Consider the following 17,624-nt stretch of genomic DNA (forward strand, 5'->3'; position numbering starts at 1 on the left):
TATAAATTAATTTAAATAAAATAGACAATTGGTACAGAAATTAAGACTGGAAGAGCTCAACAGGATTGACGTGGAAACCTTTAAAACCGTTGAAAAAATTCCGTTAATTGTTGTTCTGGATAACATCAGGAGCATGCATAATGTAGGGGCAACCTTCAGGACAGCGGATGCTTTTCTGGTTCAAAAGATTATTCTTTGTGGAATTACGCCTCAGCCGCCGCATCGTGAAATTCATAAAGCCGCGTTGGGCGCAACGGAAAGTGTAGACTGGAGCCATGAAAGTGATATTAACACAACCATTAATGATTTAAAATCGCAAGGATTTGAAGTCGTGGGAATTGAGCAGACGACCAACAGTAAGATGATTACAGATTTTACCATTGATCAGTCTAAAAAATATGCTGTCATCTTGGGAAATGAAGTGGAAGGAATCAGTGATGAAGCACTGCCAAATATTGATTCTTTCATAGAAATTCCTCAGTTGGGAACCAAGCATTCTCTGAACGTAAGCGTATGTGGGGGAATTGTAATGTGGGAGTTTGCCAAAGCCCTGAAATGAAAAAACTGCATATGCCTAAGAGACAGTGCAGTTTGAAATAAATCTAATAAAAAGTAAAAATGAAAGGCGACAAAGATACTTTTTTTTCGTCACGAACAAATTTTAAGTTCATTTTTTTTATTTTTTACGGAAAAAAAGTTTGAATTTCAGAAATAGTTTCGTTTAATTTTTTATAAATTAGCACAATGTTTATCAAGGAATATATCTCAAAAGACTTTCCGTGTTTTAGCCTGACTGACTCTATAGAATCAGCAAGGGATACGCTAGAAGCATTTGGATATTCTCATATTTTCATCAAAAAATCCCACCACTTTTATGGAGCCATTGCAGAAGATTTTCTTTATGAGCAAGATGGGATTCTTAAGGATCTTGAACATCAGATCGAGCGGTTCGCCATTCTTGAGGACAACAATATTATGGATAGCATCAGGTTGTTTTATACATTCAATGCCAATGTGATTCCTGTCATCAACAAGAATGAAAAATACCTGGGGTATATAACCTGTGAAGATATCTTTCAGGATCTGTCGAAATATCCGCTGTTTTCAGAATCGGGAGCTATTCTCACAGTTGAAACGCCCGGCCGAAAATACTCGATGACGGAAATCGCCAATATTGTGGAAAGCAACAATTCCAAATTTTACGGAGCCTTTATCAGCCATATGACGGAAGATGTGATCCAGGTAACGATCAAGATCAGCAATGAAAATCTGAGTTCTATTGATGAAACATTCGACCGGTACGACTACCGGATTGTACAAAAGTATTACTCTGATGAAAAATCAGATTTGTTTCAGGACAGGTTCGGGTTTTTCCAAAAATTTATAGAAATATAAAAAACGAATGAAGGCAGCCATATATTCCCAGAAAAAAAGATTTAGATACCTTTTTATATTTAAGCAAATTTATTTCCGAGCTTGAAAACAGGGGTGTAAAATCTGTTTTGTATGACGAAATGGCTGAAGCACTACAGTTTTCAAAAATCTTTGAAACCTTCAATTGCAAACAGGATCTGCTGGATAAGGAGATTGATCTTTTCTTTACCTTCGGTGGAGACGGAACCATCGTTAATTCTTTAACCTTTATTGAAGATCTGGAAATTCCTATCGTAGGAGTGAATACCGGAAGACTGGGATTTTTGGCCAGCTTTACCAAAGAAGAAGCATTCAACGAGCTGGATTCAATATTAAAAGGAGATATAAAAACCAGTCGACGCTCAGTGATTGAAGTAATATCACCGGAAATAGAAGATTTTTCTCCGTATGCACTGAATGACGTGACGGTTTCCAGAAAAGAAACCACATCCATGATTACGGTGGATTCTTACATCAACAATGAATTTCTGAATGTTTTCTGGGGGGACGGCGTTATCGTTTCTACACCTACCGGTTCTACTGCCTATTCGTTAAGCTGCGGAGGACCAATTATCTCTCCGAATAACGAAAATTTTGTCATCACCCCTATTGCACCCCACAATCTCAATGTGCGGCCATTGGTGGTAAATGATAAGGTGGAAATAAAATTCAAAGTGGAAAGCCGCGTACCGCAATATTCACTTTCCCTGGACTCGAGGCTGGTACACATCGAAACAGACAAAGAGATCATCATAAAAAAGGCAGGTTTCCAGATCCTTCTGGTACAGCCGAACAATCTCAGTTTCTATGAAACCATCCGGCAGAAGCTACTTTGGGGAAGAGACAAAAGAAATTAACAATTAAGCAAAAATGATTACCTTTACAGGAATTTTACAAACCCTAATAATTTATATTAAAAAAGTAAAACATGAGCAGAATTTTCCCGGCAGGAGTTGCCACAGGTCAATTAGTTACTGATATTTTTCAGCATGCTAAAGAAAATAAATTTGCATTACCAGCAGTAAACGTAATTGGTTCAAGCAACGTAAACGCGGTTTTGGAAACTGCAGCAAAACTAAACTCACCTGTCATTATTCAGTTCTCTAATGGAGGAGCTGCTTACAATGCAGGAAAAGGATTAAGCAATGACGGTCAGAAAGCTGCCATTCTGGGAGCTATCGCCGGAGCAAAACATATTCACACACTTGCAGAAGCTTATGGAGCAACTGTAATACTTCATACCGATCACTGTGCAAAAAAATTATTGCCTTGGATCGACGGATTGATGGATGCCAATGAAGAATTCTACAAGCAGACCGGAAAATCCCTTTATTCTTCTCACATGCTTGACCTTTCTGAAGAATCTTTAGAAGAAAACCTTGAAACTTCGGCTAAATATTTTGAAAGAATGGCTAAAATGCAGATGACACTGGAAGTGGAAATCGGGGTGACAGGAGGTGAAGAAGATGGTGTTGACAACTCTGACGTTGACAATTCAAAATTATATACTCAGCCTGAAGACGTAGCTTATACCTACGAAAAATTAAGAGCTATTTCAGATAACTTTACGATTGCTGCCGCTTTCGGAAACGTACATGGAGTTTATAAGCCAGGAAACGTAGTTCTTACTCCTAAAATTTTAGATAATTCTCAGAAATACGTTCAGGAGAAATTCGGAACTGCTGCCAAGCCGGTGAATTTCGTATTCCACGGAGGTTCAGGATCTACTTTGGAAGAAATCAGAGAAGCAATTGACTACGGAGTAATCAAAATGAATATCGATACGGATCTTCAGTTTGCCTACACAGAAGGAATCAGAGATTATATGGTTGATAATATCGATTATTTAAGATCTCAGATCGGAAATCCGGAAGGCGAAGAAAAACCGAACAAAAAATTCTATGACCCGAGAGTTTGGGTAAGAAAAGGAGAGGAAACTTTCTCTAAGAGACTTGTTCAGGCATTTGAAGATTTAAATAACGTAAATACGCTTAAATAAAAAATTAATGATAAGTGATGATTGATAATTGATTTCAATTAACATTTTTTTTCATCATTTATCTTTCATCAATTATATAAACAATATGGCATTCGAGTGGTTTAAGAGAAAAGCACAAAATATTACGACATCTACTGATCAGAAAAAAGACGTTCCCAAAGGTCTTTGGCATCAGACTCCTTCAGGAAAAATCGTTGAACACGATGAGCTGAGAAGAAACAACTATGTTTCTCCTGAAGATGGCTTTCATGTGAGAATAGGAAGTGCAGAGTTCTTTGAAATCCTTTTTGATGAAGGTAAATTCACAGAATTGGACGCTAATGTTGAAAGTATAGATATTCTGAACTTTAAAGATACCAAGCCATACGCAGACCGTCTGAAAGAAGTAAAGGCCAAAACAAAACTCACCGATTCTATCAGAAATGCAGTAGGAACTGTAAAAGGTACTGAAATGGTGGTTTCATGTATGGATTTTGCTTTTATCGGAGGATCTCTGGGATCCGTAATGGGCGAAAAGATCAGAAGAGCAGTAGATTACTGTATTCAGAAAAAACTTCCGTATATGATTATCTGTCAGTCGGGAGGTGCAAGAATGCAGGAAGCGACTTATTCACTGATGCAGCTGGCAAAAGTACAGGCTAAATTAGCCCAGCTTTCTGAAGCAGGACTTCTGTACATCGCTTATCTTTGTGATCCTACTTTCGGAGGTATTACCGCATCTTTTGCAATGACCGCAGACATCATCATGGCAGAGCCGGGTGCCCTGATCGGTTTTGCAGGACCAAGAGTAATTCGTGAAACGATCGGAAGAGATTTACCGGAAGGTTTCCAGACTTCGGAATTCCTTCAGGAAAAAGGTTTCGTTGATTTTATCGTAAAGAGAACGGAAATCAGAGAAACGATCTCTAAAACAGTGAATCTGTTGACCGTAAAAGCGTAAGAATTTTAACAAAATACAGCAATCTCTCTCTGATAAGGGGAGAGATTTTTATTGATGAGAACTTTCAGTATATTTTTTAATACGATCCGGAGTATGAGCCTTAAAAAGATCATGCGTCTTTTATCGCTTGTTCTTCCGCATCCTATTTTCTCTTTACTAAGCTTTCATGCGACATTGCAGGCCTATGCCATTGCACAGAAAAAATTTCCGAAAACAGCTTCTACCAACGGAATCGGCAATTCTTTCAGGCATGCTTTGTGGTGCTGCTTTATCATGATGTACTGCTGTAAAGTATCTTCGCCTGAGAAGGCTCTTGCCTTCTGTAAACGCCTCACCGATCTTCACGAAGAACTATTTCCCAATAAGCCGCTGGAGACTAAAATGGATCTTCACAACAATAAAATCGGCATGGATTATTTCATGGAACTGCTTCCGGGAATTCACCGCCAGTTTTTTGAAAAAGGCTTTTTTATAGTAGGTTTAGAAAAAAAGATGAAAGATGCCAAAGTTTTAAAAAATCCTGATGATGATTTTGATGGATTTTTGGTTTACCTGGAAGAATAACGATGTTATTTTTCAAGCTTAAAAGTGGCAATAACCGGAAAGTGATCTGACAGTTTTACGGATCGGTCTACATGATAGCTCAGCGGCTTCACCGATTCTGAAGAAAAAATATAGTCAATTCTTATCGGAAACTTGTAATCATGGAAACTGGTGGCGCTTCCTTTACCTGATTCTACAAAAGCATCCTGAAGACCTTTCAGCAAGTGGTAATATTCATAAGAATTGGGAACCGAATTGAAATCTCCGGACAGAATCACCGGATACGGTGAATTATCAATGCTTTCTCTTATCGAGGCTATTTGATCCTGATGCATTTTGAAGGTAGGAATAAGCCTTTTTATTACGTTTTTTACCTTTTGCTCATCTTCTTCGCTGTTGCCGTTAAGCTTTACCATATGTTTTCTAAACTTGAAAGGCTGTAGATATACATTAATAAAACGGTAACCTTTCCCTTTGATCTCAATATCCGTTTGAGAGGCATAGGCATTATTATAAATATAATCGCTTTCAATAAGCTGCTTCTGATCGATAATTCTGTACTTTGAAAAAATCTGGATCACATAACTTTGCGGACCTGCCTGCAATCCTTCGAAGTGATACTTCATTTCACCTCCGTATTCCTGTAGCATAACAATATCGGCATGCTGGCTGTTAACGTATGAATTTATATTATTAATTCCGTAAAGGCCGCCTTTGGCATTAAGTGAAACTATTTTCAGATCAGGAACTTCATTTTTCTGCGGAGAATAATTTACCCATCTCATAACAGGTTTAAAAAACATAAGTCCAAGAAATACAAAAACAAACGCCCTTTTTTTCCAGCTAAATATCCAGAAAAGAGTCAGGATGACATATACAGATATCAATACAGGAAATCCTAAAGAAAGTAGATTGAGCCACGGAAAAGTTTTCGGCGGAACATAAGCATTCAGGAGCATTGCTGCCAGCAGAAAAAAAACTCCTATATGCATAACGAAAAGTATGAGACGTATGACTTTCACAGGATTTTAATTGAATCTGTATAAATGTTTTCTCCAGTTCCTTGCCAGAATCCAGCCTACCAAAGCGCCTCCCACGTGGGCAAGATGAGCAATACCTCCGACATTACCCGAAACACCAAGCCATACCGATCCGATGATAATAATTGGTAATAAATATTTAACCTTCATCGGAATCGGAATAAACATAATTCCGATTTTCGCATCCGGATACAATGTAGCAAAAGCCGCCACAACTCCGAAAATTGCTCCTGAAGCCCCTACCATTGGTACCGTAAGTGCATTATAAAGATTTAATGCTTGTTCATTATTTATGTAAGGCATTTGATTAAAACTGAATTTAGTAAGATCTGCTTTCATAAAAATATCTGAAACATTGATATTTGCATTGGTAAGTTGTGTGGTAAGCTGCTGTACCTCATAAAAATTCCAAAGATTAAATAAGAAAAATGCGCCCAATCCGCTTAAAAAATATAAAATAAGGTATCTTTTTTTCCCCCAATGCCTGCTCCAGTACCGGCCCGAAACTCCACAGCGTAAGCATATTGAAAAGAATGTGAGCATACCCTCCATGCATAAACATATGCGTGATGATCTGCCACGATCTGAAGTTGGGAGAAAACGGATAAAAAGCAGAGAGATAATAATTAAGTTGCGGAAATAAGAAATTTACCGCAATAAATACAATAACATTAATAATGATAATATTTCTCGTAATCGGAGGGATACTGTTAAACATACTTAAAATTTATTTTTAAAATCATTAAACGGAACTTCAAAAAAGCACCTTTTCCCATTCGGTAAAAATTCCGGGAAACCCAGTGCTGTAAAATCTTTGATGAGCTGTTCCGCATCTTTTTTTATAGATAAAATCAAATCTTGATTTCGACTGCATTTTACTCCATTGATTCCGATAAAACTGCATGAATTCTTCTTCGGTTTTATATTCCAGAATGTCGAAGAGATTCTCCAGAAACTTCATGACCTGAGTTTCTTTAAGGCCTTCCGGTACGGCATCAATTCTCAGTACGCTTTCATGGGCAATGCTCATTTCAAAACCTAATTCAGGAAGAAATTTCTTGATTGATTTATATTTATTCTTTTCAATTTCATTCATATGATATTCGAGAGAGAAAAGCAATGAATGACTATTGGTTGTTCCTTTTTTTAAAGGTTTTGTACTTTCTGAAACCACCAACCTGTGCATTCTTCCCAGATCCAGCATCAAGGTTTTATCTCCTTTATTAAAGAGCCAGTAGCCGTTCGGAAGCCTCATCAGGTCTTCATCAAAATCTTCATCTTCAAAAAGATTAATTTTGGAAGGTTCAGCTGAAATATTCTGATGATACATTTCTGCAAGATTCTGAATTTCAGACTGCTTTACGCCTTTTTCTTCCAGAAACGGATTGTAGTCTTTATCTACTATAATTTCCGGCATTTTGATAAATCCACTCCCACCTCCATTACTTTTGCTTGGAAATGTTTTCTGCATGATTTCATCCAGATGAGGATCTTTTTCAAAATCAAGGCTTGGTGCTACGTTATAAATCCCCAATGATCTTTTAATGGTAGAACGTAATAGTGCAAAGATCAAATGCTCGTCTTCAAATTTCACTTCCGTTTTCTGAGGATGGATATTGACGTCAATTTTCTCCGGATCAAGCTCCAGAAAAAGGAAAAACGTCGGAATATATCCCGGCAGCAGCAATCCTTCAAAAGCTTCCTGCACCGCTTTATTGAAATACGGGCTTTTAAAATATCTTCCGTTCACGAAAAGGAACTGCTCTCCCCTCGTCTTCTTGGCGCCTTCAGGTTTAGCTACAAATCCGTGAAGCTTGCACCAGATAATATCTTCTTTAATAGGAATCAGCTGTGGCTGTAGTTTTCTCCCGAAAATATCCACGATACGCTGCATCTGGCTTCCTTTTCTTAATCTGAAAACCGCTTCATCATCATGAAACAGGGAAAATTCAAGATTTTCGTGTGCCAGCGCAACCCTCTGAAACTCATCGATCACATGTCTGAATTCGATATTATTGTTTTTAAGGAATTTTCTTCTGGCAGGAACATTATAAAATAAATTCTTTACTAAAAAAATTAGACCCGTCCGCCGTCTGAATGGGGTCCTGAAACTGAAATACTCCACCTTCTATGTAAATATTGGTTCCTATCGTTGCATCTTTCTGTTTGGTTCTCAGCTCGACCTGGGAAACTGCTGCAATAGAAGCCAGCGCCTCACCGCGAAAACCTTTTGTGGCAATTTTGAAAATATCTTCCGTCCCCCTGATTTTGGAGGTTGCATGTCTTTCAAAAGCCATTCTGGCGTCTGTTTCCGACATCCCTTTTCCGTCATCCACTACCTGGATCAGGTTTTTTCCGGCATCTCTTACAATCAGTTCAATCTTCGTAGCTTCGGCATCGATCGCATTTTCCAAAAGTTCCTTTACAATGGATGCGGGTCGCTGCACGACTTCTCCTGCCGCAATTTGGTTGGCTACATGATCCGGTAAAAGCTGAATAATATCTGACATAAAAAAAGTAAATCAACTTACAAAAATAGGGATTCAGAATAAGAATTGAAACAATAAAACCTTTAATTAAAATTTAATTATCAACATATCAACAGGGTAACCTTACGAACAATTCCTGAAAAACTGCTATCCTAAAGACTTTTTTAAAATACAATCCCCCAATTGCACTACACAATTAGAGGATTGATTCACAGCTAGTTTACACAAAATTAATACTGATATTTATCTCTTTTAAATATAAGTCTTATTGAACAGGTGTTATTCTTCGAAAATAAGCTTTCGTTTTTTTTCTCCTTTTTGCTTCACCTCGGAAGACCCGTGAATTTTATCATACAGAAAGGCCAGCAGATTAGGCTTTTTATAAATTTTACTATATCTGTATTGGGTATTAAAATGTCTGAGATGAATTTTGTAGGCATCATATCCAATCACGACTAATAAACACAGGCTGATCACATAGAAAACCCTGAATTCCAGATAATAATAAGTAAGTCCTGAAAAGACCGCTCCAAAAACATAGGCAAGCATAATGCTCATCAGGAGTTTAGCCCTTCCTACCAGTTCTCCATTTTTTCTGAATTTTTTCTGAGTAAACATTGAAAAAAGAATTCCGAGGTCGGTCGTTGTACCGGTAAGATGCGTTGTTTTCACGGAAAAGTTTGATATACTTGCCGTTAATCCATTCTGCAGACCTGTGGCAAAAAGCATTACCGCCACCAAATACTGAGTTTCTTCAAGGCTTTTCCGATAATAAAACTGTCCGTAGATTCCTACAAACAAAAGACAGGCTATTTCTAGAATCAAAGGCATTGCGTGTGCAAAATATTTACTTTTTTTATTGAAATTAATCACAATAAAATTCGATACAAATCCTCCGAAAAAGAACAGGAAGATCCACAATCCCACTACGGCAACCTGCGCCCAGTTTGCCTTGCTGATTTCTGCTGCCAGAATCGCATAATGCCCCGTCACGTTTGACGTAAATGAGAGAAATATCAACAGAGAAGCAATATTTATAGTACCCGCCGTAAAGGCAGTCAGCGCTCCCAGTCTTATGTTGTCTCCCAATGTCCTGCTGTTACTATAATTCCTTAACATTTTCTTTAATTTTAATTATGATTTTTACGCTTCCGCAAAGATTTCAGCCAGTCTTCCTTTTTCCGGAAGACGCTCCTGGATCTCAACAGAAACTTCATGACTTTTAAGATCTTTACACTTTTTGATATAGGGAATAAGATCAAATTTCCCTTCCCCTTTACTTTTGATTGACAGCGAATAGTATGCTTCCACAATATTTTCAGCCTTCACATAATTGTTAAACGTTCTCTGGAAGCTTCCCGTGAAAATATCGCACACAATTTTATTGATCAGGTGTGGATATTTATTTTTAATAATTCCAAAAGCCTCGCAAAATTCCTGCGGACGAAGTTTATTAAAAATTGTGCTTTTCGTATTAAACAAAAGATCCCTGATGGAATCTCCTGTATCATATCCTGAAACCAAAAGAATATTATACTGATTCTGGTCTTCCGAAGCGTCTTTCTCTCTCATTACCTTTTTAAGAATATTCAAAGATTCAAGAGAATAATCCGTGGCTATTAAAATCGTTCTGTTCATATTTTTAAGATTTAGGTTCGTATTTTATCTTTTTCGATGATACAAAACTAAAATGACCAGATTAAAAGTTCTTTGGAATGAAATTAAAATGTGATTAAAGAGATTAAAATCACATTAGAATATTGTTTTCTGAAAAAAAGAATACAAAAAACTGTAACAAAAACAGGACATCATTAACTAATACTGTATAAACATCAGAAAAACAATGAAAAAGCTATTTTCAATATTTTTTATCGCTCTTTTTGCTTTAGCAAGCGCACAGGACAATGATTCCAAAGAAACCGCCAACCGTTTTTTTTATGAGCTTACCTTTAAGCCTAAAAAAGATTCTGCCAAAGTTGAAAAAGTACTGACCGCACTTGACATCGTGAAAGACAGATCTGTTTACAGAGATTACACAGTGATAGGACAGGATTCCATTATCAAAGTTCAGATTGAAGCCATGCAGAAGTCCGGAGTATTCAAAGACTTGTCAAAAACCATCAGAATGCCTAAATTTTCAGAAAAGATTGTAAAGCACTATCCTAATATGAAAGTTCAGTATGTGGAAAGAATAGCAAGCGGTTTTACGCCGATGGCTATTGCATATAATGAAACCATCAAGTTTGACTGGAAGATTTCTAATGAAAAGGAGAAAATAGGACCCTATAATGCTCAAAAAGCAACGGTAGATTTCGGAGGAAGAAAGTGGACAGCCTGGTTCAGCACGGAACTACCTTTCCAGGATGGGCCTTATAAATTTTCAGGATTGCCAGGACTTATTGTAAAAATTGAAGACGAAGGTAAAAATTATTCTTGGATATTGCAGGGAAATAAAAAGGTTCAGAATTGGGAAGAACTTTCTTATTCTGAAAAAATTTCCAATATGTCTCTGAAAGTAACGGATATGCCAAGAGAGAAATTTGAAAAAACATTTAGTGATTTCAAGAAAGATCCTTTTGCAACAGCCAGACCTATGATGACACAGGAAATCATGTCTAAAACAATTCCGGGAATGGACGGAACCATCGGAGATATGATGAAGAAGCAGGAAAAAATGTACAAAGATTTCTTCAATGCCAACAATAACCCGATTGAAGAACCTTACGAAAAGGTGAAAGTAGGAAAGGTTGAAAAAGTAGGAAGAGCAGATTAACAACATTCATAACTAATTATATTGGATCAACCCAAATGCAAAATTGTATTTGGGTTGATTTCTTTCATACAAACTTGTTATTTAGATTAAATTTAAATAGCGTATATTTGCATACAAAATTTTGGCTCTTGAAAGAGATGGGTTTACATAAATTAAGTGAATTTCCTAAAAACAGGATGGGAAAGATTTTAGGGTATGATAACGACAGCCTTAAAATGCCTAACAAAATCATTGAAATGGGGCTTCTTCCGGAAACGTCATTCAGGATTCTGTATCAGGCGCCCTTCAAAGGACCCATGTATGTGGAATTCGGAGAGGAAAAAAGCCGCATTGCCCTTCGTGAAGAAGAAGGCAACTTTATTATTGTTGAAGAATTGAATTGATGCAGGGAAATCATAAAAAACAGGTGCTTTTAGTTGGTAATCCTAATGTCGGGAAATCAACGGTTTTCAATGCGCTTTGCAACAAAAAGCAGAAGACAGGAAATTATGCGGGAGTGACGGTAGCCAGCCATTCCGGATACTATACGTATAAAAATGAAGAAGTGGAAGTGGTAGATCTTCCGGGATCTTACAGCATCTACCCAAGTTCGGAGGATGAAGCCATTTTTTCAAAATTTGTGATGGATAATCAGAAAGATTATGCCGGAGTCATTTACATTCTTGAAGCGTTAAGCTTGAAAAGAGGCCTGCTTTTATTTCAGCAGATTCAGGATCTTGGGATTCCTATGATCTTGGTGGTTAATCAGATTGACCAGGCTCAGAGACGAGGAATTTCCATTGATATTCAGAAATTTTCAGAAGCTTTAGGGATAAAAATAATTCAGACCAACGCCAAGGAACAGATTGGTATTGAGGAAATAAAAGAAGCTGTTTTACAGAATGATTTTGTTAAAACATCCGTTCAATCCTACGAAACACCTGCCGAGCATAAAGATTTTATTCAGAAAGTTGCCGCCCACAAAGGTATTGATAATGAATACAAGGCATGGTTGGATTTATCCTTGGGAACAGATCTTGAAAGAATAAGCTCTGTTGTTGAACAGATCAATGAACCCGACTCAAAAAGCCTGGTTCCGAAGAGGCTACAGGTGCAGGAAACCGTAAGAAGATATCAGCATATTGACAAGATATTATCAGATGTTATTTCTAAAAAACCTCAATTTAAAGAACTTTTAACCGAAAAATTAGATAAAATTCTGGTTCACAAATTCTGGGGATACGTCGTTTTCATGATGATTTTATTAATCATTTTTCAAAGCGTTTTCTTCCTGGCAGAATATCCGATGAACTGGATTGACGATTTCTTTGCATGGCTTTCCGCATTTACAGGAGAGCATTTGCCTGAAGGACCTTTAAACTCCCTGATCTCCAACGGAATTATTCCGGGAATCGGAGGAATTGTGATCTTTGCGCCACAGATCGGGATTTTATTATATTTCCTTTATCTGCTTGAAGATTCGGGATACATGGCAAGAGTCGTTTTCTTGATGGATAGGATTTTACGTCCTTTCGGGTTAAACGGAAAAAGTATTGTCCCTTTGGTTTCTGGTACAGCCTGTGCAATTCCGGCAGTCATTTCGACGAGAAATATAGAAAATGTAAAAGAACGGTTATTAACGATTCTGGTTACACCTTTTATGACATGTTCCGCAAGGCTTCCGGTTTACAGTATTATTATCGGACTAATTATTTCAGACGGAGCATTTTTAGGAATAAAATATAAAGCCCTGGTATTAATGGGAATGTATCTATTAGGTTTTGTCGTGGCCTTATTTTCGGCTGCAATTCTTAATAAATTCATTAAAAACAAAGGAAAAACTTATCTGGTAATGGATCTGCCTACCTATAAAAAGCCCCTTTTCGGATACGATTTCAAAATGGTTTTGGGGAAAGTGTGGGGCTTTATTACGGGAGCAGGGAAAATTATTTTTATCGTAAGCATTATCATCTGGTTTTTAAGCTATTTCGGTCCCAAGCAAAAGCCGGATCAGTTTGTAGCGACCAACGTCGAGCTTGATCATTCCTACCTTGCCAAAATGGGAAAAGGAATAGAACCGGTAATTGCTCCTCTCGGCTACGACTGGAAAATGGGCGTTGGAATTCTCACCAGCTTTGTTGCAAGAGAGGTTTTTGTGGGAACGATGTCTACGTTATACAGCCTTGAAGATGACGCTCCCGAAGTGAAAGTGATTGATAAAATGAGAAGAGATGTGAAGCCGGATGGCGAAAAAGTTTTCAGCTTTGCGACAGGTATTTCAGTTCTCTTGTTTTATGCGTTTGCAATGCAGTGTGTATCTACGCTTGCAGTAGTCTACAGAGAAACCAAAAGCTGGAAATGGACAGCTTTTCAGGTTGCGATGATGACAGGTTTGGCATATTTTGTGTCCATGTTTGCTTATCAAATATTGAAATAATGGATTCTTCCTTACTATTACAATACGTCATTGTTCTTGTGGTTGTGGCATTTGCCTGTTATTCTTTGTTCAGAATACTTAAAAAGAATTTTGCTCCAAAAAAATTCAGCTCCAAAAGGACAAACTGCGACAAAGATTGCGGTTGTTCATAAAAAAATAATGTTCTTGTGGAAAACTAAACATTCTTAGGATTCAGTTTTTACTTATTTTTGTAAAAAATACACAGGAACATATGAAAAAAGAATTGATCGAAGAGCTATTTTTAAAGTTCGAGAAAGCTTCACATTTATACAATGACATAGAATGCTGGAGCGCAAGAGACTTACAGGAAATCCTTAACTACACGAAGTGGGATAATTTTTTAAAGGTTATTGAAAAAGCTAAAAAGGCTTGCGAAAACGTAGGAGAAGATGTAAAAAACCATTTTGCCGATATCGGGAAAATGGTCTTACTGGGAAGCGGTTCAGAAAGAGAAATCTCTGATATAGCTTTAACACGATACGGATGCTATTTAATTGCACAGAATGGAGATTCTTCAAAATCTGAAATTGCTTTTGCTCAAACTTATTTTGCCGTCCAGACGAGAAGGCAGGAAATTATTGAAAAAAAGATTGTTGGATGTTGAAAGAGTAACGGCAAGAGAAAAATTATCAAAAACAGAAAAGAAACTTTCAGGGATTATCTACGAAAGAGGTGTTGATGAAAAAAGCTTTTCTATAATAAGATCTAAAGGCGACCAGGCTTTGTTCGGTGGTTTTACAACAAATGATATGAAGAAAAGAATGGGAGTTCCCCAAGCACGTCCACTAGCTGATTTTCTCCCGACATTAACGATAAAAGCCAAAGACTTTGCTACCGAACTGACCAGTCATAATGTTGTTGAAAAAGATCTGAATGGAGATTCTCAGATTACCGATGAACATATAGAAAATAATCTGGCGGTAAGAAAAATATTAGGAGAAAGAGGCATAAAACCTGAAAATCTGCCTGCATTAGAAGATATCAAAAAAAGTTCAGCGGAAACTGGAGGGAGATGAAAAGAAAATTCTAAAACAAACTAAGAAAAAATAAATGTCACTAATAAAAAGTATTTCAGGAATCCGTGGAACGATCGGAGGAAAAGTAAACGATAATCTTACACCACTTGATGTGGTAAAATTTGCCTCCGCATTCGGAACATGGCTTCAGAATAACAACAATAAAAAGGACCTTACCCTCGTTATCGGTAGAGATGCGAGAATTTCCGGGCAGATGGTTTCCTCTCTGGTTACCGCTACGTTACAGGGATTGGGAATTAATGTTATCGATCTTGGCCTTTCGACAACACCAACTGTAGAAATTATGGTTCCTGAACTGAAAGCAGACGGAGGAATTATCCTGACCGCTTCTCACAACCCGAAGCAATGGAATGCTCTGAAATTATTAAATGATAAAGGAGAATTCATCAGCGGGGAAAATGGTGCTGAAGTTTTAGCCCTTGCAGAAAGTGAAGATTTCAACTATGCAGAAGTTGATGATTTAGGAAAATATGAAACAAGAGATGATGCTTTTGATATTCATATTCAGCAGATTCTGGATCTTCCGATGGTAGATGCAGAGGCTATTAAATCTAAAAACTTTAAAGTAGTTTTAGATGCTGTTAATTCAACCGGAGGTATCGCCATTCCTATGTTGTTGGATAAGCTTGGTTGTGAAACGGTAAAATTATATTGCGAGCCGACAGGACATTTCCCTCACAATCCGGAGCCGCTGAAGGAACATTTGGGAGACATCTGTGAGCTGGTAAAAAAAGAAGGTGCAGATTTTGGAGTCGTAGTTGATCCGGATGTAGACCGATTAGCACTCATCGACGAAAAGGGAGAAATGTTCGGGGAAGAATACACGCTGGTGGCCGTAGCAGACTATCTGCTGAAAAATAAAAATGGTGCTGCAATTTCCAACCTGTCTTCAAGCCGTGCGTTGAGGGATGTAGCACAAAACCACAATTCGGAGTATTTTGCCAGTGCGGTGGGAGAAGTCAATGTAGTCACTTTAATGAAAGAGAAAAATGCAGTGATCGGCGGCGAAGGAAACGGAGGAATTATCTATCCTGATCTTCATTACGGAAGAGATTCTTTGGTTGGTGTTGCTTTGTTTTTAACACACCTGGCGAAAGAAAACAAAACGGTTTCTGAGCTCAGAGCCGGATACCCAAGCTATTTTATGGGTAAAAAGAAAATAGAGCTGACTCCTGGGATTAATGTGGATGATATTTTAACTAAAATGGAAAAAGAATATCAAAATGAAGAGGTATCTACGGTAGACGGCGTAAAAATAGATTTTGAAAACAACTGGGTTCATTTAAGAAAATCGAATACCGAACCTATTATCAGAATTTATACAGAGGCTAAATCACAAGAGGAAGCCGACCGGTTAGGTGATGAGATGATAGCTAAAATCAATAGTTTGATTTAATAAAAGTTAACAACCTTTTCATCATTTTAATCGTATTTATTATTAAATTTAAAACTAAGATTTTCAGAAGCGAGTATTTGTACATCTCATATCTCTGGTCTTAAATCTTAAAACTGTTTTATATTGGAAGAATATTTTGGAAATGAACTTGTAAAAAAAGTTCGAGGAAATGATGGAAAATAATGATGAATTCTACTTTGATACAGAAGAGTTGGAAGACATTATTGTTTATTATCTGGAGCTTGGAGACTTTAATTATGCAGATACTGCAGTGAATTATGGACTGAAGCTTCATCCCAATTCCTTAGACATCAAGATCAAAAAGCTTGAAATTCTTTTGGAATGGGAAGATTATAATACCGCAAAAGAGCTGATTGACGAGCTGAAAGGTTCTTCTATGGAAAACACAGACTTTTTGGTCTGCTACGCGAAGTATTATTCGAATCTGGGAAACCCGAGAAGATCGATTGACATCTGTAAGAAAGCGTTAGAACTGAAAGAAGAAGAAAACTTTCTTCACAACTTTATTGCCGATGAATATGTGAATCTTGGAGATCCTTTTAATGCCCTTAAACACTACAGAAAAGCCCTTAAGGAAGATCCAACCGACGATTATGCGCTGGAAAACTGTATGGTTTGCTTTTCAGACCTGAATAAGAGCGATGAGGCAATTGCCTTTCTGAATGAATATCTGGATGAATATGCCTATTCAGAAATTGCCTGGTTTGAGTACGGACAATTTTACTTTAACAGGAAAAATTATGAAGAAGCCATCAAAGGCTACGATTATTTACTCGCCATCAACTCAAGTTCTGTAGGTGTTTATGCCAATAAGGCAGCCTGCTATGAAGCGTTGGGTGATTATAAAAAAGCGATTGCCGTTTATGAAGAAATGCTTGAACTGGAATACACAAAGGCATTTACATTTTATAAAATAGGACTTTGCTATAAAGCTCTAAAACAACCGATTGTTGCTTTAAATGCTTTTCAGAAATCATTAAGAGAAGACCCTCAGTTTTATCTTGCGATGATGGAGCAATCTTATATTTATGAAGAAATGGGGGGGTATGACAGAAGCATTGCATTTTGCAAAAGAAGCGACTCACCTGAATGAAAACAATCTCGATTACCAGAAAAGATTGGCATTTTTGTTCATTGATGCCGGAAAATTTGAGGAAAGTCTTGCCTGCCTTAAAAAGTTGGTGGAAACAGAACCTTCAAGGTTTTATAACTGGTATGCTTATTCCGAAGTTCTGATGTTGCTAGGCGAATATGAGGAAGCCATTTTGGTTTTAAATAATGCTTTAAAATCGCATCACAGAGCGGAATTATACTATCAGCTGAGCAATTGTTATCTCAACCTGAAAGATCAGGAAAAAGGCAATGAAATGCTGCTTCATGCATTGGAGCTGGACCCTACTCTGGTTTCGGATATGCAGAAGAAATATCCTTTTATCAAAGATGAAGTGAAAAAGGTAAAAGCCCGGGTAAAAAAGAAAAATTCTGAAGGGTAATTCAATTTAAACGTAAATCTTTAAACCGACCATAAATAATCCC

General features: G+C 37.3%; 16 protein-coding genes and 3 pseudogenes. 13 read left to right on the forward strand and 6 right to left on the reverse strand.

Annotated features, from left to right (window positions below; translation table 11 throughout):
* The first annotated feature begins 28 nt into the window (after positions 1-28).
* The 6 genes and pseudogenes from AAHI02_RS12620 (at position 29) to AAHI02_RS12645 (ending at position 4,916) form a co-directional block, all read left to right on the forward strand.
* A complete protein-coding gene (locus AAHI02_RS12620; RefSeq protein ID WP_346983543.1) occupies positions 29-559 on the forward strand; it encodes an RNA methyltransferase in 531 nt (176 codons plus the stop codon).
* A 185-nt stretch (positions 560-744) separates the two neighbouring features.
* Positions 745-1,395, forward strand: a complete 651-nt coding sequence (locus tag AAHI02_RS12625; RefSeq protein WP_042722767.1) for a CBS domain-containing protein — start codon at positions 745-747, stop codon at positions 1,393-1,395.
* 7 nt (positions 1,396-1,402) lie between these two features.
* Positions 1,403-2,270: pseudogene (locus AAHI02_RS12630) on the forward strand (NAD kinase).
* 71 nt (positions 2,271-2,341) lie between these two features.
* Complete coding sequence (gene fbaA, locus AAHI02_RS12635) at positions 2,342-3,412, forward strand: class II fructose-bisphosphate aldolase (RefSeq protein ID WP_346983544.1); 1,071 nt, start codon at positions 2,342-2,344, stop codon at positions 3,410-3,412.
* An 85-nt stretch (positions 3,413-3,497) separates the two neighbouring features.
* On the forward strand, positions 3,498-4,352 hold the full coding sequence (gene accD, locus AAHI02_RS12640) for an acetyl-CoA carboxylase, carboxyltransferase subunit beta (RefSeq protein WP_346983545.1): 855 nt from the start codon (positions 3,498-3,500) through the stop codon (positions 4,350-4,352).
* A 54-nt stretch (positions 4,353-4,406) separates the two neighbouring features.
* Positions 4,407-4,916, forward strand: coding sequence for a hypothetical protein (locus AAHI02_RS12645; RefSeq protein WP_346983546.1), 510 nt, complete (start codon positions 4,407-4,409; stop codon positions 4,914-4,916).
* Positions 4,917-4,921: 5 nt separating this feature from the next.
* Here AAHI02_RS12645 and AAHI02_RS12650 read toward each other — a convergent pair whose 3' ends face one another.
* The 6 genes and pseudogenes from AAHI02_RS12650 to AAHI02_RS12675 all read right to left on the reverse strand — a co-directional run bounded on the left by AAHI02_RS12650 (position 4,922) and on the right by AAHI02_RS12675 (position 10,062).
* The gene (locus AAHI02_RS12650; protein WP_346983547.1) at positions 4,922-5,887 is read right to left on the reverse strand and encodes an endonuclease/exonuclease/phosphatase family protein; all 966 of its coding nucleotides are present in this window, start codon (positions 5,885-5,887) and stop codon (positions 4,922-4,924) included.
* 36 nt (positions 5,888-5,923) lie between these two features.
* On the reverse strand, positions 5,924-6,460 hold the full coding sequence (locus AAHI02_RS12655; protein WP_346986619.1) for a rhomboid family intramembrane serine protease: 537 nt from the start codon (positions 6,458-6,460) through the stop codon (positions 5,924-5,926).
* Complete coding sequence (locus AAHI02_RS12660) at positions 6,351-6,653, reverse strand: rhomboid family intramembrane serine protease (protein WP_346983548.1); 303 nt, start codon at positions 6,651-6,653, stop codon at positions 6,351-6,353. The genes AAHI02_RS12655 and AAHI02_RS12660 overlap by 110 nt, the downstream gene beginning before the upstream one ends.
* Before the next feature lie 2 nt (positions 6,654-6,655).
* Positions 6,656-8,445, reverse strand: a pseudogene (gene mutL, locus AAHI02_RS12665) (DNA mismatch repair endonuclease MutL).
* A gap of 258 nt (positions 8,446-8,703) precedes the next feature.
* Entirely contained in the window at positions 8,704-9,543 is an 840-nt protein-coding gene (locus tag AAHI02_RS12670; RefSeq protein WP_346983549.1) for a YoaK family protein, read from the reverse strand.
* Between the two features lie 24 nt (positions 9,544-9,567).
* Positions 9,568-10,062, reverse strand: a complete 495-nt coding sequence (locus AAHI02_RS12675) for a hypothetical protein (RefSeq protein WP_346983550.1) — start codon at positions 10,060-10,062, stop codon at positions 9,568-9,570.
* Between the two features lie 205 nt (positions 10,063-10,267).
* Between AAHI02_RS12675 and AAHI02_RS12680 the strand changes: the two genes are divergently transcribed.
* The 7 genes and pseudogenes from AAHI02_RS12680 to AAHI02_RS12710 all read left to right on the forward strand — a co-directional run bounded on the left by AAHI02_RS12680 (position 10,268) and on the right by AAHI02_RS12710 (position 17,581).
* Positions 10,268-11,197, forward strand: a complete 930-nt coding sequence (locus AAHI02_RS12680; RefSeq protein ID WP_346983551.1) for a GLPGLI family protein — start codon at positions 10,268-10,270, stop codon at positions 11,195-11,197.
* A 176-nt stretch (positions 11,198-11,373) separates the two neighbouring features.
* Positions 11,374-11,580, forward strand: a complete 207-nt coding sequence (locus tag AAHI02_RS12685; protein ID WP_244428712.1) for a FeoA family protein — start codon at positions 11,374-11,376, stop codon at positions 11,578-11,580.
* Positions 11,580-13,613 (forward strand): ferrous iron transport protein B, encoded by a 2,034-nt coding sequence (gene feoB, locus AAHI02_RS12690; RefSeq protein WP_346983552.1) that lies wholly within the window; start codon positions 11,580-11,582, stop codon positions 13,611-13,613. The genes AAHI02_RS12685 and feoB overlap by 1 nt, the downstream gene beginning before the upstream one ends.
* A 232-nt stretch (positions 13,614-13,845) precedes the next feature.
* On the forward strand, positions 13,846-14,238 hold the full coding sequence (locus AAHI02_RS12695; RefSeq protein WP_346983553.1) for a BRO family protein: 393 nt from the start codon (positions 13,846-13,848) through the stop codon (positions 14,236-14,238).
* Positions 14,213-14,650, forward strand: a complete 438-nt coding sequence (locus AAHI02_RS12700; protein ID WP_346983554.1) for a hypothetical protein — start codon at positions 14,213-14,215, stop codon at positions 14,648-14,650. The genes AAHI02_RS12695 and AAHI02_RS12700 overlap by 26 nt, the downstream gene beginning before the upstream one ends.
* A gap of 34 nt (positions 14,651-14,684) precedes the next feature.
* Complete coding sequence (gene glmM / locus AAHI02_RS12705; RefSeq protein WP_346983555.1) at positions 14,685-16,067, forward strand: phosphoglucosamine mutase; 1,383 nt, start codon at positions 14,685-14,687, stop codon at positions 16,065-16,067.
* 123 nt (positions 16,068-16,190) lie between these two features.
* Positions 16,191-17,581, forward strand: a pseudogene (locus AAHI02_RS12710) (tetratricopeptide repeat protein).
* The last annotated feature ends 43 nt before the right edge of the window (positions 17,582-17,624 follow it).

Source organism: Chryseobacterium sp. POE27, assembly GCF_039727685.1.
Lineage (GTDB): Bacteria > Bacteroidota > Bacteroidia > Flavobacteriales > Weeksellaceae > Chryseobacterium.